17 protein-coding genes are annotated in these 18,623 nt (G+C 42.1%); 1 reads left to right on the plus strand and 16 read right to left on the minus strand.

What is annotated here, in order from left to right; genetic code table 11:
- Nucleotides 1–215: 215 nt before the first annotated feature.
- The 7 genes from NG22_RS09440 to NG22_RS09470 form a co-directional block, all read right to left on the minus strand.
- Nucleotides 216–623: a nucleotidyltransferase substrate binding protein gene (locus NG22_RS09440; RefSeq protein WP_053405523.1), complete on the minus strand. Its 408-nt coding sequence runs from the start codon at nucleotides 621–623 to the stop codon at nucleotides 216–218.
- Between the two features lie 17 nt (nucleotides 624–640).
- On the minus strand, nucleotides 641–964 hold the full coding sequence (locus NG22_RS09445; protein ID WP_053405524.1) for a nucleotidyltransferase family protein: 324 nt from the start codon (nucleotides 962–964) through the stop codon (nucleotides 641–643).
- 750 nt (nucleotides 965–1,714) lie between these two features.
- Complete coding sequence (locus NG22_RS09450; RefSeq protein ID WP_053405525.1) at nucleotides 1,715–2,260, minus strand: UpxY family transcription antiterminator; 546 nt, start codon at nucleotides 2,258–2,260, stop codon at nucleotides 1,715–1,717.
- Between the two features lie 37 nt (nucleotides 2,261–2,297).
- Nucleotides 2,298–3,869, minus strand: a complete 1,572-nt coding sequence (locus NG22_RS09455) for a T9SS type A sorting domain-containing protein (protein ID WP_157600976.1) — start codon at nucleotides 3,867–3,869, stop codon at nucleotides 2,298–2,300.
- Nucleotides 3,860–4,297: a hypothetical protein gene (locus NG22_RS09460; RefSeq protein ID WP_053405527.1), complete on the minus strand. Its 438-nt coding sequence runs from the start codon at nucleotides 4,295–4,297 to the stop codon at nucleotides 3,860–3,862. The genes NG22_RS09455 and NG22_RS09460 overlap by 10 nt, the downstream gene beginning before the upstream one ends.
- A gap of 118 nt (nucleotides 4,298–4,415) precedes the next feature.
- Nucleotides 4,416–4,676 carry a PID-CTERM protein-sorting domain-containing protein gene (locus NG22_RS18325; protein ID WP_367379231.1) on the minus strand — a complete coding sequence of 87 codons (261 nt, stop codon included), beginning with the start codon at nucleotides 4,674–4,676 and terminating at the stop codon, nucleotides 4,416–4,418.
- A gap of 1 nt (nucleotide 4,677) precedes the next feature.
- Nucleotides 4,678–7,512 (minus strand): T9SS type A sorting domain-containing protein, encoded by a 2,835-nt coding sequence (locus NG22_RS09470; RefSeq protein WP_053405529.1) that lies wholly within the window; start codon nucleotides 7,510–7,512, stop codon nucleotides 4,678–4,680.
- A 663-nt stretch (nucleotides 7,513–8,175) separates the two neighbouring features.
- Here NG22_RS09470 and NG22_RS09475 point away from each other — a divergent pair.
- Entirely contained in the window at nucleotides 8,176–8,820 is a 645-nt protein-coding gene (locus NG22_RS09475; protein WP_053405530.1) for a hypothetical protein, read from the plus strand.
- A gap of 210 nt (nucleotides 8,821–9,030) precedes the next feature.
- Here the strand turns inward: NG22_RS09475 and NG22_RS09480 are convergent, their stop codons facing one another.
- The 9 genes from NG22_RS09480 to rpmF form a co-directional block, all read right to left on the minus strand.
- Nucleotides 9,031–9,408, minus strand: a complete 378-nt coding sequence (locus NG22_RS09480; RefSeq protein WP_053405531.1) for a GxxExxY protein — start codon at nucleotides 9,406–9,408, stop codon at nucleotides 9,031–9,033.
- Nucleotides 9,409–9,756: 348 nt separating this feature from the next.
- Nucleotides 9,757–11,487, minus strand: coding sequence for a phospho-sugar mutase (locus NG22_RS09485; RefSeq protein WP_053405532.1), 1,731 nt, complete (start codon nucleotides 11,485–11,487; stop codon nucleotides 9,757–9,759).
- A 478-nt stretch (nucleotides 11,488–11,965) separates the two neighbouring features.
- Nucleotides 11,966–12,679, minus strand: a complete 714-nt coding sequence (locus NG22_RS09490; RefSeq protein WP_253275669.1) for a LytTR family DNA-binding domain-containing protein — start codon at nucleotides 12,677–12,679, stop codon at nucleotides 11,966–11,968.
- A 4-nt stretch (nucleotides 12,680–12,683) separates the two neighbouring features.
- Entirely contained in the window at nucleotides 12,684–13,775 is a 1,092-nt protein-coding gene (locus NG22_RS09495) for a sensor histidine kinase (protein ID WP_053405533.1), read from the minus strand.
- Nucleotides 13,776–14,313: 538 nt separating this feature from the next.
- Nucleotides 14,314–15,663, minus strand: a complete 1,350-nt coding sequence (gene accC / locus NG22_RS09500; protein WP_053405534.1) for an acetyl-CoA carboxylase biotin carboxylase subunit — start codon at nucleotides 15,661–15,663, stop codon at nucleotides 14,314–14,316.
- Nucleotides 15,664–15,778: 115 nt separating this feature from the next.
- The gene (gene accB / locus NG22_RS09505; RefSeq protein ID WP_053405535.1) at nucleotides 15,779–16,276 is read right to left on the minus strand and encodes an acetyl-CoA carboxylase biotin carboxyl carrier protein; all 498 of its coding nucleotides are present in this window, start codon (nucleotides 16,274–16,276) and stop codon (nucleotides 15,779–15,781) included.
- Nucleotides 16,277–16,282: 6 nt separating this feature from the next.
- Nucleotides 16,283–16,849, minus strand: coding sequence for an elongation factor P (gene efp, locus NG22_RS09510; RefSeq protein WP_053405536.1), 567 nt, complete (start codon nucleotides 16,847–16,849; stop codon nucleotides 16,283–16,285).
- 124 nt (nucleotides 16,850–16,973) lie between these two features.
- Nucleotides 16,974–17,972 carry a beta-ketoacyl-ACP synthase III gene (locus NG22_RS09515; protein WP_053405537.1) on the minus strand — a complete coding sequence of 333 codons (999 nt, stop codon included), beginning with the start codon at nucleotides 17,970–17,972 and terminating at the stop codon, nucleotides 16,974–16,976.
- A gap of 443 nt (nucleotides 17,973–18,415) precedes the next feature.
- Nucleotides 18,416–18,610: a 50S ribosomal protein L32 gene (rpmF, locus tag NG22_RS17370; RefSeq protein WP_071932182.1), complete on the minus strand. Its 195-nt coding sequence runs from the start codon at nucleotides 18,608–18,610 to the stop codon at nucleotides 18,416–18,418.
- Nucleotides 18,611–18,623: the final 13 nt, after the last annotated feature.

The following is an 18,623-nucleotide window of genomic DNA, read 5'->3' on the forward strand; positions in this document are numbered from 1 at the left end:
GCGAGATAGAAGCCACGAATTGCGCGAATTAACACGAATTATTTTAAAGGTTTGGGTGGTGGTGGCAGCCACAAATTTCGCAAATGTTTAGGATTATTTGGCTGCGAGAGTAATACTCAAGGGAATGTTTTTCTTTAAAGCCCCACTACGGCATTCCATTCCTAAAATTCTATTCTTGATAATTTGGGAAGTTTGCAGCTAAAAAATCAATATACTCAGTCATAACCAGCCTGTACCTTTTGAAAATAGGAGTGCAGGGCAAGAATAGCGTTATAGTATCTATTAAGGATTTCATCAATAGCCTCATGAAATAAAACAACATTATAGGTATGTGCCAAAAGATTTCTTTTACTAAGCATTTCCAACCATAACTCGCCATCATCAATAATCTCATACCTAAAAGCCTGTCGTATGACTTCCTTTGGGAACTTTGCTTCCACTTCCTGTTCCTCCAAATAATCCTTCATACACTTCCACGCTAACTCTAAAGTATATTCAAAACGTTGAATTAGTCCCTCTTTCGCCAGGTCATCTAATTCAGCAATCCGCCCTACAGCTTCCTGTAATTGATGAAAAGCTAAATCAAAATTTTGAAAACGTAATTGAAATCTATTATCTTCCATTTAATTAAATCATTCCTCTAAACCAGTTGCTTCGCAAAAATAACCTTTCCCTCTTGATCGATATGATTTCTTAAAGGAAGATGGGTGATTTTTTCATAATGTAGAATATCCATAAAATAGGGAATGAAGGTTTCCTCTTCAATAAAGGATCGCAATTGAAACAATAACCGTTCATCCACTTGCTTACCATAAATGGCCAAATCTATATCAGATCCTCTTTTATAATTCCCCAAAGCTCGAGATCCGAAAATGACGGCACGCTCAATTTGAGGAAAACGGCTCAAAGCCTCTATTAGCTGCCGCCAGGACTGCTCGCTAATACCAAAATCTTTCCCTTCCATAGCAGTTTTCTTATTTATTTAAATTAGAAAGAATGTGGGAAAGGCGCAAGCTTTCCTGTCTGTAGTTGGAATAATGTCACGAATGAATACTTTTTTTTGAAAGCGGTGAGCGTTGTTGGTGGCCACAAATTTCACGTATTTTTAGGATTAGGATGGGCAAGAGGGCACAAAACTAGGCGGTGTGTAACAGTAAATTTATACTGATTGTAGTGTTATATCGAATTTATACTGGTCGTAGTGTTACAGCGAGCCGCGCGAGCATCACTACGACCCCATACAAAGCCGAAGAATGTAGCCTCGAATTATTACTGAGTGTAAGTTGGTGGTGAGATAGAAACCGCGAATTGCGCGAATTAACACGAATTTTTTTGAAGGGTTGGGTAGTGGTGGTGGCCACAAATTGCACAAATTTTTGGGATTAGGTTGGACGTCGGCACAATTATCAAAAGGGTGCCGTGCTTAATTCTTACCCTGGTCGTAGTGTTACAGCGAGCCGTGCGAGCATCACTACGACCCCATCCAAAGACGCAGAATTTAGTCGCGAGATAGAAACCTCGAATTGCGCGAATTAACACTAATTTTTTTGAAGGGTTGGGTATTGATGGTGGCCACAAATTGCACAAATTTTTGGGATAAAGTTGGACGTGGGCACAATTATCAAAAGGGTGCGGTGCTTAATTCCCCCACTAAGATCTGTTTTTCCTTAAATTTCATTCGTGTTAATTTGTGAAATTTGTGGCTTAAAACCCATCACATCTTCTTCAAAGCGACTTGCTCCATATTCAACAACAGCCCCTGCCCCAGGTTTTCAATACGCAGCAATACACGCCGCCCACCCTGAATGGCGACAATCTCGGCAGTCAGATCACGGAAGGGGCCATATTGAATCAATACTTTTTCGCCCTCGGCAAAAGCCTCTTCGGTGGCCTGGATCTGTTCTTCCTGCCCGATCATATAGCGCATGATGTCAATCTCTTGTTGGGAGACACGCGCAGCATCACCCTGAAATTGCACAAACCAGGAAGCCCCTTTGGTATTCAAAGCCTTTAAATAAGCCTGATCATCCTCCAGCTTGACAAACACATAGGAGTTAAATAATGGCACTTCTACCCATTTTTTCCGGTCGCTCCATTGGCGTAAAACTTTATGGAGTGGGAGAAAAACCTCTAGCCCAACCTCTTCCAGTCGTTCTGCCACGACTTTTTCTTTTCGGGATTGGGTATAAAGGACATGCCAGCCTGCTTTCATCGGTTTTTTATTATTGTTGTGAAGCGCAATATAAAAAAAGGGAAGCATTTCCGCTTCCCTTTTTTCAAAAACCAAAACCCAGGCCCTATCTGATCATCACTTTTTGCTGCTCCCATTTTCCATTTTTCAGCAGACGCAGCATAAACACACCGGTACCCCAACTATTGGACCACTGCAGGGGAAAAACGCTTGCTCCTTCGTTGCCCAGCTTCCCCTGAGCTACTAGCTGCCCCTGCTGATTCATAATATGATAAACCACCGCCCGCCCGCCGGTATTCAGCAGCAATTGATCGCTTGCCGGATTAGGAAAGGCCAATACTTCCTTAGCGACTTGCCCATATTCCCAGACCAGTTCCACCCCATATTCATTGAAATCCTGATCCCAAAGGCGAGGCAAGAGCCCGGCTCCTAATAAATCCTGTCCTGCCTTAACATGTTCCATTACAAGCAACGGCACCTGAGGATCCAGGGCAAGCGGATGTTGAGGCAGGTAAACCATATTAAGGGCAGTTTCTTGCTCATTCAAATACCAGGGAGAGATATCCGCGCTAGTTAGTCCCAATTGATGCTGATTTCCATTAAGCTGCCATTGCAGGGCGGAAATTTCCTGATCGCCAAAATCCCCAAACAACCCCCAACCATTGGCTACTTTTTTCATAGTAAACTGTAAAAGCGGCGGCTCGGCTTCTCTATTCGCCGATTGTAGCCAATCCCCACTTACATCCCCCAATTGCACTGCCTGAAAACGCCATTCAACATCCTGGTTTAGTACTCCTTCCTCCTGCTGCAAGCCTTCAAATTGGGCGATGATGGGGAGTGGAGCAGTGGATTGCAAAATATGGGCACGCATCAACACCAAATCCTGCGTACTCAAATTCCCATCTCCGTTGATATCCGCTGCCCAGGCACCCGCAGTACTCAATGGATCTCCAGTCAATAAGGATCGCCTCGCCAATAGAATATCCAAAGTGGAAACATCCGTACCATAAGCCTCATTGGGTAATTCCATGACTGACCATTGGAACGGACTTCCTTTTGTGTTGCTATAAGTCCAACCACCACTAGCATCGGCCAGCTGTGATGCACCATTCCAAATAAAGGGGAAATGCGGCACCGGCGTTCCACTCTCCGCCTTTTCAAAGAATAAATTCGCCTGTACCATTTCCAGAACTTTCACATATCCTCCCAATACTTCCGGCTCCATAAGCTGGTAATCGGCATCAATAATTTCTGCCGGAAAAGATACTAGTGGAACCACCCTGCTGGAATCTCCTGCGGCCAATTGATTCAATCGAAAATTAAGGGTAAGCCAATGATCCCCTACCTGTACAGGGCTACCGCTATCCCAACTGATGCGAATCTCCCCATTCGCCACCGCATAATGATTTTCTGAAAGGGGAATATCTCCGGCCGTGATACTTTCCAAAGTCAAAGCATTGGGATCAAATTGAAAACCGGCCTGAAAGCCAAAAAACTCTCCTGAAGGGCCTGTTAAGGGCATGGAAAAGGTACTGTCCGGAGAGACTTGCTGAGAGCTTAGGGTAAGTTGATCATCTTGTGTTGGATCCTCCATCATAAACTCTAAACGATACCAATGTACCTCCTCTGGCTCAGACAAAAACACCTCCATAGCAAATGCCGCATCTCCTACCCCCACTGATATTGTTGCCCATTGCTTAAATCAGTAATCACAACACTTTGAAAAAACACCTCATCAGAGAAAGAAAATTGATGAAGCCCGATTGTATCATTTTTCAGCCCGATGGTCACCGGAGAAGCTTGTGTTTCAAACGGACGCGCATCTATTACCAAATATTTCCCATCTTCTAATACTGAGAAAACATTTAAATGATCATTTTCCAGTTTACTCCCGTCGTAGAAATCAAAACCTGATTGCGCTGTTGCTTGATTTCTAAAAATAACCTGATCCGAAATACCTCTTGAATCAGTAACGGTCAGTGTGGTAAAAACCGGCTGCCCTCCAATTGCTATTCCTGCATTGGAAAAAAATAGGAAAAGCGAGAAGAAGTGTAGTAAGCTGTTAAAGCTGAAACGAGCAAACAGTTTAGAGATGTAGATTTTCATAGGTTTGATGTTTTTTTTACATAACCTATCCTTTATTTCACTGTTTCATCATTTTTTATGGAATTAATACATTACCCTTTATAAAAAAAGGTGACCAAGCAGTCACCTTTTTTTATCCTTATTTTTTTTTCTTTCGTAGCTTATATGCCCCTAATGCGCCTGCCCCAAGAGCCAATAAACCTACCCCCCCATCAATGGGGGCTTGTGGAGGTGGAGTAGGATCAGGATCTATGCCAATTAACCCATCATTCATGGTTGAAACCCCAGACCTACTGGATTGAGCCGACCTTTGAAGCCCATTAGACCTCGTTGTATTTTGGGCATGCGCTAAACTCATCAGCCCAAACAACAATAAGATTGTACATAAAATATTTTTCATCCTAGTTCACTATTATTTTATGGGTATTGGAAACACCGTTCGCCTTTAAAGTCAAGAAGTAAATTCCTGGTTGACTTAACCACTTCCTCCCTGAAATCACAGTACCATTCAATGGAAAATTATCAATTATAGTACCTGAAATATTAAAAACCGCAACTTCTATTTGGGTAGGTTGTTTAACCCAATCAACATGAATCTTCTTTGAGGTTACTGGATTAGGAAATACTCGAACCTCCCTAAGCTGATCCAAATCGGTAATAATTTTTTTCCTTACAATTTGTAGTGAAAATCGATCTGAAGCATAAGAAGATGGTTCTTGCGACACCTCAAAATTCAAATTTAATTCCCCTCCTTCTGCGACTAAAGAGTCTTGAGTATAATGATCAAAAAGGATTAAATCAAAAGCATCTAAGCTTTCAATCTTATTATTCAACTTTATCTCATAGGAGCCAATCTTTTTGAAGTTTACCCAAATTGGCAACACCAGACTATCCAGTTCCTGATCCTCATCGAAACCTAGCATTACCATTTCAATAGAATCTCTCTGCAAAGCAATATTATGGGCTGCACCTTTTAGCTTATAGACCGAATAAAAATTCAACATATCCTCTTCTGTACCTCTCAAAAAAGCATTATCCTCATTCCCCTGATCATCCAGCAGACTAAAAGTCATCAAGCCTCCATTATTTTGAGTCCGATGAGGCTTCACATTGGCGGAATTGGTTTTAAAAGATTCCTGAAAGTTAAATGTGAAATTCTCAGTAGCCTGAATGAAAAAAGCTTGACCCAAGGAAAATTCAAATCCATCATTCTGTCCATTTCTTACAATCTGAGTATACCCACCGGTAGCCATATTTCGAACTTGCAACAGCTCTCCCTGAATTTTCCCAAAATGGGCATCCAACACCTCCGAGGAACTGATAGGCGCTGCATATGGATTTGCTATACAATTGAAGCCAACCCCCACACCATCTCCTTCCAAAGTTACTCCTTTAGTAACATTTCCCTGATTAACTCCTCCAGTGGAAGTCAATTTGGTATTGCCACTATTAATAAATTCATTATACACATAGATATTATAACCTTCGCCAGCACTTGTGGCAGAGGCCAATTCTGAAGCTGTAAGCGCCTCCCATTTATTAATAGACTCATTATATCTATGAACCCCACCAACTTCTACAATTTGCCCATTTTGTCCGGCCCAATCATTAAATGCCATGCCATTTACCGGTGCATTAAATTGTGCATAGCCCTGTTTATCGTAAGGAAAGTAAACCTCCACATTTACATTTCCAGAAATCTCTCCACCGGTAATCTCAGGAATAATCGCCTGAGAACTTGCACTGGCCAGTAAAGTAACATTATCATTGGTGTTTAAAACCCCACCAGCAATTTGAAGCTCTTTTGAAATCTGAAGTTCATCGGTAGGAGTTAAAGTACCAGTAGTTTTCTCTAAGCGAAAATAATCTATTACTTTACCATTAGTTGTTATGCTTTGCGTCTCCTTACCTGAAAAGGTCAAAGGGGCAGTTTGGCTGGTTTCAATATTTGAAAATGAAGAACCAATAGTCAGATTACCCGCTATTCTAGAACTGGCGGTCCAGGAAAGATTACCAGAAGTTAACTGAAGGTTCCCTGAAAATTCAATATTAGATGGAATTAACTTACCTGATGGTTTTTCCACAACCACATCTGGCACTGAATCTAATGCTGAAAATGTTTGATCACTTGCTCCATTAAAGTACAATGCAACATCTGAAAACCTGGCTCCGCTACCCAAATTCACATCTCCTTCCACTGTTAACTCATACTTAATGTCACTAGTCGTAACCTTATTATTGAATTCAACCAGCCCTGTTTCCAAAAAATGCGTAGTATTGTTCAAATTAACATCACTATTTGCAATGAAAGTGTCTGTCACTCCATAATTACCACTTAAATTGACCGCAGAGGAGGTATTTACCAAAACACTCCCGTAATTTAATACCGCTGGAATTACCGTCACACCTCCTGTAAATTCTACTATTGCACCACTTGGGTCGAAAACACCAGTATAGTTCAAATTATGATTCAACAGTTTCTTGCCTCCTGAAAGTGATAAGCTACTGTAGGTAATTTGAGGAATAGTTTGTTCTGAGGAGGAATTGAAGACTACCGTTCCAGTTGATATGATTGTACCACTAGCCACCCATTCACCTCCTACGTTCAATGTACCATCAACTGTTATAGCACCAGTGGTCGATTCAATATTTTCAAAAGAATATGCTGAAGCACCTGAAAAACCAACTCCACCATTAAATTTGACATCAGAAGTTGCCGTTAGAGAGTTCACAATGTAATCATCCTTCATTGTTTTCACACCAGAACCTGAAATTACTAAATCCCCATAAGATCCGCTAGGGACAGCAACGGCTCCTTGAAACTCTACTGAGGAGGCGGAGGAGGCATCAAATGTAGTTACAGATAAATTGCTGTTAATAATCTTCTTTCCCGACCCCGCTAAATTCAACGTTTTATAATTATTAGCAGGAATTATAAGTCCATCACTTTCACTTAAAAAATTAATTGTATAGTCACTCCCGAATGCAGCAATAGAATACGGAGAAAAGCCTATAGTACCATACAAATTAATAATAGAACCCTCAAGTGCAAAAACCCTTCCATTAATTATATCTTTCGCAAATACTTCACCTGTAACATCGGTAAAGCCATTTTTCAAATCAACGAGATCCTGAGATGTAGGCAATTGATTTTCACCTCTTTCATTTTCCCAATTCCCGATCGTACTCCAAAGATTATCCCCTGCAGCCCCAGTCCAAGTCACCGTCTGCCCCATCCCCACCAGCGGCAAGCAACAAAATAAAAATAACAGTAGCCTCTTCCCCATAATTATATCAGTCTAGTGTAAAAATACTATGGTATTTGTATCAAATTAAATAAAACATGACGTTATACAACATCATATAAATGACAAAAAATAAAGTAGATATTACGCTGATTTTCAGCAGGTTTATCGTTAAAAAACAACAACCGAAACGATTATTAAAGACATCATTGACTATCTTAAAATAACCTTACATACTAAAAAAAGCAAAAAACTTTAAATTTTATCTTTACAAAGAAAAAAGGAAACAAAATGAAAAACAACGAAAAGGCGCGAATATTCATTCGATAAAGTCAATATTTTATTAGAAAAATTGATAAAATTCTTACTGCTTGATTTGATTAAATCCTAACCATTTGAATGCTTTAATATTTGGCAAACGCTCCAAAACCGCAACATTCGGACTGACTAATACCTAGTTACATTTAAAAAAACACCAGAACCACCCTATTAAAGTACATCAATATTACATTGAATTCAGGATAAAATTAAGATGCGGTTCAGTTTAAGGGATTTCAAATATTATGCTTTAAAAAAGCCTAAAAGTAGTCGATCCTCTTCTTGATTGCTCCCACAAAAAAACTATTTTGCACTATTAATCCCATTTAAGATTTTATGCTCGAAAAATTCAAATCTCACTGCCAGCAGCAGGCGGCTCAAATCCCACAGGAACGCTTGTCTTTATTGGCCAGCCTGGCCGAAAACATGGTGGAAATGCAGGAAAATGGCAACCTTCACCTCCTTTGGATTGATACCCATAACAGTCGGCGTAGTATCTTTTGTCAGGTGTGGGCAAAGTGCTGGGCAATGCACCATGGGCTGAAAGGCTTCAAGATGTACAGTGGCGGCACGAAAGTAGAGGCCATTCATACCAATACCCTGGATGCGCTGAATAATGCGGGATTATTTGTCAACCGGCTGGATGCCCGGGAAAATGCGCACTATCAGCTGTATTATCAGGAGGGAGAAGCACCGGTGGCGGTTTTTTCAAAATTATTGGAGGATGCGCCGAACCCAAAAGATCATTTTTTAGGAATCTATACTTCCGCTACCGCAAAAGAAAGGGTACCGGCTATTTCCGGCGCGCGCCTGACTTTCAGCTTGCTTTATCCGGATCCGAAAAGTGCGGATGGAAGCCTGGAGGAAGAAGGGGTGTATGCGGAGCTGAATGAGCAGGTGGCGGTAGAGATGGGAGTGTTGTTTGGGATGGTGGCTGGGAAAGTTGGATTGACAGATGGAACCACTAATTTCACGAATTAACACTAATTATTTTTTTCGAAAGGTTTATGTGTAAAAGCGAGCTAAAGTGCAAGAGGCTAATATCCGGGGGAAAAAGTTTGACTGAAAAGGGAAACCACTAATTTCACCAATTTACACTAATTATTTTTTAGCTAGTGCTGGTAAAGGAGATAAAGCCAATCAGGAAAAATGGCACTCAGAAAAAGAGACTAAGGTCAAGGGACAATTTTGTTATTTACCCATTAAATACCTTTTATGCTGAAGGCTTCTAGCCCCAAAATTCAGTAATACCCCAAGTGGCGCTTTAGTGATCTTCAAGTAATTAATGATTTGTGCTTCATGACTTTGATCGATCGCTTTTACTGCCTTTAATTCTAACAATATCCTATCGTAGAGTATAAAGTCTGCCACATAATACTTCGTCATTTGTACGTCATGATAATAGAGTGGTAGGCTTACTTCACGACGAAAGGGTATTCTTTGTTTTTCAAATTCTAGCATCAGGGCTTCCTGATAAACTGCCTCCAAAAAACCATTCCCAAAATATTGATGGACTTTCATCGCTGCCCCAACAATCAGATAATATTCCTCTTTAAATTTCAATGCCATAGTGAAAAAAGAACACCCTTCAGAGATTGTTCATCAGCTCCCATTATTATATTCAGAAAAATAATAACTATTCACCTACCCACCAATTTAAACTAACTCAATAAAAGCCCTTTATCTCTCAATAGCACCCATCCACTAGAAGTATTAAAATTAGCGTTAATTGGTGAAATTAGTGGTTTCTAACTTTGTAGCAATCAACTTCCATATCATGACAACACTCCCTATCAACACCTTCTCAAACTACAACTATCCTAATTAGTGTTAATTCGTGAAATTAGTGGTTTCAAAAATTGAGGCAACAAAAAAAGGCAGTCCTCCCGAACTGCCTTTCCTTCTTTCAATCGATCGTTAAACCAATTTCATATCTTTCTTAATGGCTTCGATGCGCGCTTCCAGGGAAGCATAAGTCTCATCAAAAGCGGCTTTGGATGCAAGCGGCGTTTTCACTGAGAAGTAGAACTTGATCTTTGGCTCGGTTCCGGACGGACGAGCAGAGATCTTCGAACCATCTTCGGTGAAGAACTGCAATACATTGGATTTTGGTAAATCAATGGAGGTAGTTGTTCCGGCTACCAGGTCTTTTACGGTGGACTCCTGATAGTCGATCAGTTTCACCAATTTGGATCCGTTGATTTCCTGAGGAGGATTCTGACGGTAAGCCGCCATCATCGCCTGGATTTCTTCGGCGCCGGCTTTTCCTTTTTTAGTCAGGGAGATCAGATTCTCCAGGTACAAGCCATGCTCTTCGTAGATTTCCATCAAGAAATCGAATACCGTCAAGCCCTGATCTTTGATCCATGCGATTGCTTCTGCTACCATGGCACAAGCCTGAATCGCATCTTTATCGCGTACATAATCCCCGAACAGGTAACCGTAAGATTCTTCTCCACCGCCGATGAAAGTTTTCTGACCTTCCAGTTCTTTGATTTTCTCACCAATGAATTTAAATCCGGTCAATACGTTGAAGTATTCCACGCCTGCCGCTTTGGACATATCTTCCAAAAGGCCGGTGGTCACTACGGTTGAACAGGTAAATTCCTTACCGGTAATCTTACCCAATTCTTTCCAGCGACGTAACACATAAGCCAACAGCATCGCTCCGGTCTGGTTACCGTTCAACAATTGCCATTCGCCATGGTGATTCTTCACCGCTATCCCGACACGATCCGCATCCGGATCCGTACCCATCAATACTTCTGCATCCAGTTCCTTGGCTTTGGCCAAAGCCATGGACAAAGCTTCCGCCTCTTCCGGGTTAGGATAAACCACAGTCGGGAAGTTGCCATCAATCACCTTTTGCTCCTCTACCACATGGACATTTTCAAAGCCCATCTCTTCCAAAAGGCGTGGGGTCAAAGTATTACCAGTTCCGTGAATTCCGGTGAAGACAATCTTCATATCTTTCTGATTGGCAATCGCCTCTGGAGACAACAATCGGTCTTTGATCGCCGCCAGGAAGTCATTGTCTACCTCTTCCAAAATCGGAACGATCAAATCCTCATTCTTATCAAATTTCACATCGTCCACAGAAGCGATGCTGTTCACCTCATTCACAATGTTTTTATCATGCGGGGCAATCACCTGACAACCGTCATTCCAGTACGCCTTGAAACCATTGTACTCTTTTGGGTTGTGAGAGGCCGTGATCACTACCCCGGACTTACAACCTAAAGAGCGGATTGCGAAAGACAATTCCGGAGTAGGACGCAACTCGCTGAACAAATAACATTTGATGCCATTGGCCGAGAATACCGCCGCGGTGATCTCCGCGAAGAAACGGCTATTGTTCCGAGGGTCATGTGCTACAGCCACGCTGATTTCCTCCCCTGGGTAGGTCTTTAATAAATAATTGGACAGCCCCTGAGTGGCTTTCCCGATGGTGTATTGATTCATGCGGTTGGAGCCCACGCCCATGATGCCACGTAGTCCACCCGTTCCAAATTCAAGATCCTTGTAAAAGGCATCTACCAATTCTGTTTGGTCTTCTGCGGCCAACAATGCCTCAATGGCTGCTTTTGAATCCGCATCAATGTTCATCTGTAACCAGGACTGCGCCTTTTCAATGATTTGCTGTTCCATGATATTTACTATAGGATATAATGTATGGAAAAATATTATTGCCGTGGAAAAATTACTTCAGGCTCCTTTTCACTTGCCTTCCTGCCTGAAGTGGTTTAAAGTTCAAAACTAAGGCTTTGATTGAAAAATAAAATGACGCAGTTATATATTTAAGGATTTTTAAGTATTAGGAACCATTAATTACATGAATCACCAAAATTTGCCGCTTTAAAATCCATCTGAAAATTGTTGGAACCACTAATTACACGAATTTGCACTAATTTTTTAAAGGCTAACGACAAGTAAATCCCCTAAAGCGCCCAACACCAAACTATATTCACCAAAATTTAAAAAAATATTTAATTCGTGGATTCAAAACAATCCAAAGTTAATAGAACCACTTATTGCACGAACAACCACTAATTTCTCTAAAGCCCAACAACGACAAATAAAAAAAACAATAATTCGTGTGAATTAGTAAAATTCGTGGTTTCAAAAATCACCCAACCCCCAGCCGCTTCAACACCCGGTCTTTATGTGTCTTGCCGATCGGTAAATACTGATCCAGCACCTTCAGCTGATTACCTTCCAAGCCGGTGACAAACTGAAAATTCACAATATATGATTTATGGACACGCATAAAGTCTGCCGCAGGTAATTCGGACTCCAGCTTCGTAAGAGAAGCCAGGGCCATCACCTTTTTCTCGGGCGTATGATAACGTACATATTCGCGCATGCCTTCTACATAGGCAATGTCTTTGACTTTGATGCGATGGTAGCGATAATCCTCTTTTACCATCAAATAGGCCTCTTCCTCTGCATTGCTATTCGCTGCTTTTCTTCTGAGTTCAATTTGCTCCTTCGCTTTGGCCACCGCTTGCATAAAACGGGTAAGGGAAAAGGGTTTGAGTAAATAATCCACTGCCTTCACTTCATAACCTTTTATTGCATAATCAGAATAGGCCGTGGTAAAAATCACCAAAGGAGGATCTGCCAGGGTATTAAGCATTTCAAAACCGGTAAGGTCCGGCATTTGAATATCCAGCAGGAGCAAATCCACCTCCCGGGCCTTCAAAACCTCGATGGCGTCTAATGGGTTTGCGCAGCAGTCCACCAGCTCCAGCTCCGGCATTTTTTTCACATAATCGGTGAGCAAGGTTCTGGCCAATTGCTCATCATCTACGATCAGGCATTTTATTTTTTCCATTTCCATGACGTCAGGCTTTGTTATTTTTCAGTTGTAAACGCACGCGGAAGCGATCTTCCTGCTCCACAATTTCCAATTGGTGGCTTTGAGGGTACAACAATTCCAATCGACGAGCCACATTATGCAGCCCAATCCCACCGACTTGATCTTTGGTAAAATCTTTTTGCGGGATACTATTTTCAACTTCAAATGCCAGCCCGCTCTCTTTGGGAAGTAATTGAATTTTCACCCATCCATGCTGCCGGTCCTCTATCTTACTATGCTTAAAGGCATTTTCCACAAAAGGAATAAAAATCATGGGGGGCACCATCATTTCCTCGGGAAAAAGGCCAAAATCTACTTCTACATTCAGCGGCTCTTCAGATTTTAACTGCTGCAAGGCAATATAGTCCTCTAAATACTGGATTTCCTTACTAATCTCTACCCTTTCCTCTTTGCAGTCATACAATATATAACGCAGCATATCGGACAGTTTTAAAATCAATTCCGGTGCTTTATCCGATTTCAGATAAGCCAGGGTATAAATATTATTCAGGGCATTGAAGAGAAAATGCGGATTGATCTGTGATTTCAGGAAATTCAACTCACTTTGCAGTGTTTCCTCCCGAAGCTTTAAAGCCTCCCGGGCTTTTCCCATGGCAAATTTAGTCATCTCATAGGAGGTGGAAAGCAGAAGCACTAAGGCAAACTGAATGTATTGCCCAAAAAAAGCGAAGCGAAATATTTTGCGCATATGCGGGGGCGGCCCTCCCCGAAACAGGCGTTTTTCCCTACCCGAAAGCTCATCAATATATTGCATCATCAGGTTTTGGTCCAGCTTTTCATGAAGGTAGGAAATCAACAAAATCAAAATCACGGTGAGCACAAAGTAAGTGGCCCATTTGCCCTTGTGCATATAAGCGGGAATCAGCCAGATCACATTCAGGGCCGTCACCAAGCCCATGGCTATGATGACCATCATGGCCTTTTTATAGGAAAGTTCCCATGGTAATCTTTGAGAATAGAAGGAAACCAACATCAGACCGTAGCCCAATCCCAGCCCCAAATAAACGAGGATTTCCCACCATCTGAGTTTTTCATTATGCTTGATTGCTAAATTCATGCTTTAAAGATAAGCAGTGGAAGGAGATTGCCCTAAAAAATTCAATCAAAGGGGAGATTCACTCAATGAATGGAGGAAGTATATGGGTATTTGTTGATGCGGTTAATTTTTATAACCACTAATTGCACTAATTTACACGAATTAGATTTTTTGATTTGAGAATATCGAGAACTCCGTTGTCCTCCTCAAGGAGATCTAAAACTTCATCAGGGGAAAATCACATCCATCCTTGATGTATCAAAACAGCAACTACACCTTCAACAAAAAATTAGTGATAATTCTTGGTTCTACCTGCTTACTGTGTGGTTTTAGAAAGCACCAATTGCACTAATTTACACGAATTAGGTTTTTCGATTTAAGAATATCGGGCACTCCTTTGTCCTCAAGGAGATCTTAAACTTCATCATGGAAAAATCACATCCACCCTTGACACATCAAAACAGCAACTACACCTACAACAAATAATTAGTGATAATTCGTGAAATTAGTGGTTCAAATCAAAAAAAAGCCGAGTCAAAAACCCGGCTTTTCCATTGTATTATTTTTTCAAATCTTCAAAATCAAAATCTTCCAAGAATTTCGTAGTGAAGTGACCAGACTGGAAGGTCGGATCATCCATTAACTTCAGGTGGAAAGGAATAGTGGTTTTGATCCCTTCAATCACGAATTCCTGCAAAGCACGCTTCATTCGAATGATAGCGCGGTCACGTGTACGTGCCGTCACGATCAATTTGGCGATCATAGAATCGTAGTTTGGGGGAATGATGTATCCAGCGTAAACATGAGAATCCACACGTACCCCACGACCACCAGGGAAGTGAAGGTTGGTGATTTTTCCGGGTGACGGACGGAAGTCACGTCCCGGATCCTCGGCATTGATACGACACTCAATCGATACGCGCTCAGGATAACGGTCTCCCTCTTTCACAGATTCGCCCCAGGCCATTTTGATTTGATCTTTGATCAAATCAACGCCGGTCACTTCCTCTGTAATCGGGTGCTCCACCTGAATACGGGTATTCATCTCCATGAAGTAAAATGCACCATGCTTATCCACCAAAAATTCTACCGTACCTGCTCCTTCGTATTTTACCGCCTCTGCAGCTCGCACTGCAGCAGCTCCCATACGCTCACGCAAGTCCTGATCCAATGCTGGTGAAGGGGTTTCTTCTACCAACTTCTGGTGACGACGCTGAATGGAACAATCACGCTCTGAAAGGTGAATGGCTTTTCCGGAGCTGTCACCCAAAATCTGAATCTCTACGTGACGAGGCTCTTCAATGAACTTCTCCAAATAAAGACCATCGTTTCCAAATGCAGCAGCAGACTCACGGCGGGCATCATGCCAACCTTTTTCAAACTCTTCATCGGTATTGGCCAAACGCATACCACGTCCACCACCACCGGCAGTTGCTTTCAAAATAACCGGGTAACCCATCTCCTTCGCCAAGCCCAATCCTTGCTCCAAAGACTCCAACAAGCCTTCTGAACCCGGAATGGTAGGAACACCCGCTGCTTTCATGGTCGCCTTGGCAGTTGCCTTGTCGCCCATGCCCTGAATCATTTCAGGGGAAGCACCGATGAATTTAATTTCGTATTCCTTACAAATCTGGCTGAATTCCGCATTCTCCGAAAGGAATCCATAACCAGGGTGAATGGCATCCGCATTGGTAATTTCCGCAGCAGAAATGATATTTGGAATTTTCAGATAAGACTCATTCGATGGTGCCGGACCGATACAAACCGCCTCATCTGCAAATTTCACATGCAAACTATCCTTATCAGCAGTGGAATAAACCGCTACTGTTTTGATGCCCATTTCCCGACAGGTACGAATCACGCGCATGGCGATTTCCCCACGGTTGGCAATCAGAATTTTTTTAAACACGTTTCTGAAATTTTAGCTAATTAAAAATTATCCAACGAAGGCAAAACCTAAAAATTGATTTTAGTTTCTACGCCTAAAAATGAAAAAAGCCCAAACCGTAGTCCGGGCTTTTAAATTATTTCGTCGGATCTACCAGGAAGAGTGGTGTATCGAATTCTACCGGAGTAGCATCGTCAACCAAAATTTCCACAATGGTTCCGCTTACATCTGACTCAATCTCATTGAACAATTTCATCGCCTCAATGATACATACGGTCTGACCTGCCTGAATCTTATCTCCTACCTGTACAAAGGCCGGAGACTCAGGGTTAGCAGATTTGTAAAAAGTACCAATCATCGGTGCCTTAACGGTAACCAAATTGGCATTAGCTGCAGGCGCTGCTTCAGAAGCAGGAGCCGCAGCTGATGCTGGTGCAGCCGCAGGGGCCGGAGCAGCAACAGGAGCAGCCGCAGCTGCTACTTGAGGAGCGGCAGCAACAGTCTCTACTACTCGAGTAGGTTGTTCTGGCTCGCGTACTACAGAGATCTTAAATTCCTCTGTTTCAATGTTCACCTCGTTAAGTCCTGACTTAGAGATAAAGTCAATCAGGCTTTTAATCTCTGATGGTTTCATAGGGTATTATTCTTTAACACGTTCCACGTACGATCTCGTACGCGTATCGACTTTAATCTTATCACCTTGGTTGATAAACAATGGTACCTGAATTTCGGCACCTGTTTCCATGGTGGCTGGTTTCGTTGCATTAGTGGCGGTATCGCCTTTTACTCCAGGCTCCGTATAAGTCACCTCTAAAGTTACGTGGGCGGCAAGCTCACATAATAAGGCACGCTCTTCCTCGGCATGGAATAAAATTTCTACCATCTCCCCCTCTTTCATCAGATCGGCGTTTTCCACCATATCCACAGGTAGATTCACAGATTCCCAAGTGTTGGTATCCATGAAATTCAAACCGAAATCATCGGTGTAAGAATATTGATGTTGACGACGCTCTACGCGAACCGGCTCAATTTTGTGACCAGAGGAGAAAGTGTTGTCGATTACTTTTCCCGTCATCAGGTTTTTCAACTTGGTACGAACAAAAGCAGGACCTTTCCCGGGTTTAACGTGCTGGAAATCAATGATCACATACAATCCAGACTTAAACTTAATGCACAAACCGTTTCTAATATCAGCTGTAGTTGCCATTATCTATATCTTTATTATTTTGAGTAGTTTCTTTTCTAGAATGGAAACTCCTTAAAAATTGCCCACTTTTTTTACGGCGGTCAAAAGTAAGGACTATCCTTTATTTCAACAAAATAGAAGGGAATTATTTTGGGTCGTATGCCCATTTTAGGTAAACCGCCCCCCAGGTAAAGCCTCCACCAAAGGCGGCAAGGATCAGATTATCACCCTTCTTCAGTTTACTTTCAAAATCCCATAAACACAATGGGATAGTAGCGTTGGTGGTATTGCCGTATTTGGATATATTAATCATCACTTTCTCCTCGGGCAAACCAACACGGCGACGGGTGGCATCAATGATTCTCAAATTGGCCTGATGAGGCACCAAATAAGCGATTTCTTCCGGCGCCAATTCATTACGCTCCACAACCTGGGCTGCTACATCCGCCATTTTGGTCACCGCAAATTTAAATACCGTTGAACCTTCCTGGTGAATTACGTGCTCATTAGCATCGATAGTCGCATGACTTGGTGGACGACGGCTCCCTCCGGCCTTCATATGCAAATAAGGCTCTCCTACGCCATCGGACTGTAATTCGCTGTCGATGATACCGAATTCCTCTGTAGTAGGCTCCAACATCACCGCTGCCGCACCATCTCCAAACAAAACACAGGTGGTTCTATCTTTGAAATCAATTATGGAAGACATCTTATCAGCACCCACCACGACTACTTTTTTATATTTACCGGTTTCGATAAACTGAGAGCCGGTCACTATTCCATAAAGGAAGCCTGAACAAGCGGCATTCATATCATATCCGAAAGCGTTCGTTGCCCCAACGCCATGCGCAATGATATTGGCAGTAGCAGGGAAAAACATATCCGGTGTAACGGTACAACAAATCACCAAATCCACCTCTTCCGGCTTCGTTCCGGTTTTTTCCAGAAGTCCTTTCACCGCCTCAATACCCATCACAGAAGAACCCTGATCTTCTCCCTTCAGGAAGCGTCTTTCTTTAATTCCGGTTCGGCTGACGATCCACTCATCATTCGTGTCGACGTACTTCGCCCACTCATTATTATCCATTACAAAGTCCGGAACATATCCGTGAACTCCAGTAACTGCTGCTTTTAAGTTTTCCATGCCTGAAGGTAATTCCTAGCGCCTCTTGGCTAAATTTTGCTAATTGATCATTTTTAAAGGGCGGAAAGATACAAATAAATCTTCGCGGCTTTCACCAGCTAGATCATTTTTCGAATTTTCCCTCCCGGATTCGCAAGTCATAAGCAAAAAACAAAAACACCAAAGTATTCTGGCCTTCAGCAAAAAATTCGAAAAGAGTCTCTCTCCCTTTCGATCTTTGACTTGCTTAGTTGGCAAATATAGGGCAAAAATTGGCAATTCTTCAAATATTCCTTAACCTCCCATTAATTTGTGTAGATTAATTCCAAGCCGTAAAATTGCACTATTTCACTCTGAATCATCATGCTAAGCCAATACACCCTTTTTGAGTATAGAAAAAGCTTATAAAAAACAAAAGCCCCATCCAACAAAGGAACGGGGCTTCTTTAGTACTATCAACTATATTAGATAGCAGCTTCTGCTTTCTCCATGTAAACCTGACCTTTGTAGTAAAGTTTACCTTCGTGCCAGTATGCGCGGTGACGAACGTGCGTTTCGCCAGTAGTTGGGCATACAGACAAAGTTACAGGCTCTGCCTTATAGTGTGTTCTTCTTTTGTCTCTTCTAGTTTTGGAGATCTTTCGTTTAGGATGTGCCATTGCTCTAAATAAT

It is taken from the genome of Persicobacter sp. CCB-QB2 (assembly GCF_001274635.1).
GTDB classification, from domain to species: Bacteria; Bacteroidota; Bacteroidia; order Cytophagales; family Cyclobacteriaceae; genus Persicobacter; species Persicobacter diffluens.

What these genes read in the sequence shown, in the direction of transcription:
- NG22_RS09445 (WP_053405524.1), bottom strand. Translation starts at nt 964, where the DNA reads ATGGAAGGGAAAGATTTTGGTATTAGCGAGCAGTCCTGGCGGCAGCTA.
- rpmF (WP_071932182.1), bottom strand. Translation starts at nt 18,610, where the DNA reads ATGGCACATCCTAAACGAAAGATCTCCAAAACTAGAAGAGACAAAAGA.
- NG22_RS09440 (WP_053405523.1), bottom strand. Translation starts at nt 623, where the DNA reads ATGGAAGATAATAGATTTCAATTACGTTTTCAAAATTTTGATTTAGCT.
- efp (WP_053405536.1), bottom strand. Translation starts at nt 16,849, where the DNA reads ATGGCAACTACAGCTGATATTAGAAACGGTTTGTGCATTAAGTTTAAG.
- NG22_RS09485 (WP_053405532.1), bottom strand. Translation starts at nt 11,487, where the DNA reads ATGGAACAGCAAATCATTGAAAAGGCGCAGTCCTGGTTACAGATGAAC.
- NG22_RS09475 (WP_053405530.1), top strand. Translation starts at nt 8,176, where the DNA reads ATGCTCGAAAAATTCAAATCTCACTGCCAGCAGCAGGCGGCTCAAATC.
- NG22_RS09450 (WP_053405525.1), bottom strand. Translation starts at nt 2,260, where the DNA reads ATGCTTCCCTTTTTTTATATTGCGCTTCACAACAATAATAAAAAACCG.
- NG22_RS09460 (WP_053405527.1), bottom strand. Translation starts at nt 4,297, where the DNA reads ATGAAAATCTACATCTCTAAACTGTTTGCTCGTTTCAGCTTTAACAGC.
- NG22_RS09515 (WP_053405537.1), bottom strand. Translation starts at nt 17,972, where the DNA reads ATGGAAAACTTAAAAGCAGCAGTTACTGGAGTTCACGGATATGTTCCG.
- NG22_RS18325 (WP_367379231.1), bottom strand. Translation starts at nt 4,676, where the DNA reads ATGAAAAATATTTTATGTACAATCTTATTGTTGTTTGGGCTGATGAGT.
- accB (WP_053405535.1), bottom strand. Translation starts at nt 16,276, where the DNA reads ATGAAACCATCAGAGATTAAAAGCCTGATTGACTTTATCTCTAAGTCA.
- NG22_RS09490 (WP_253275669.1), bottom strand. Translation starts at nt 12,679, where the DNA reads ATGGAAATGGAAAAAATAAAATGCCTGATCGTAGATGATGAGCAATTG.
- NG22_RS09495 (WP_053405533.1), bottom strand. Translation starts at nt 13,775, where the DNA reads ATGAATTTAGCAATCAAGCATAATGAAAAACTCAGATGGTGGGAAATC.
- NG22_RS09480 (WP_053405531.1), bottom strand. Translation starts at nt 9,408, where the DNA reads ATGGCATTGAAATTTAAAGAGGAATATTATCTGATTGTTGGGGCAGCG.
- NG22_RS09470 (WP_053405529.1), bottom strand. Translation starts at nt 7,512, where the DNA reads ATGGGGCAGACGGTGACTTGGACTGGGGCTGCAGGGGATAATCTTTGG.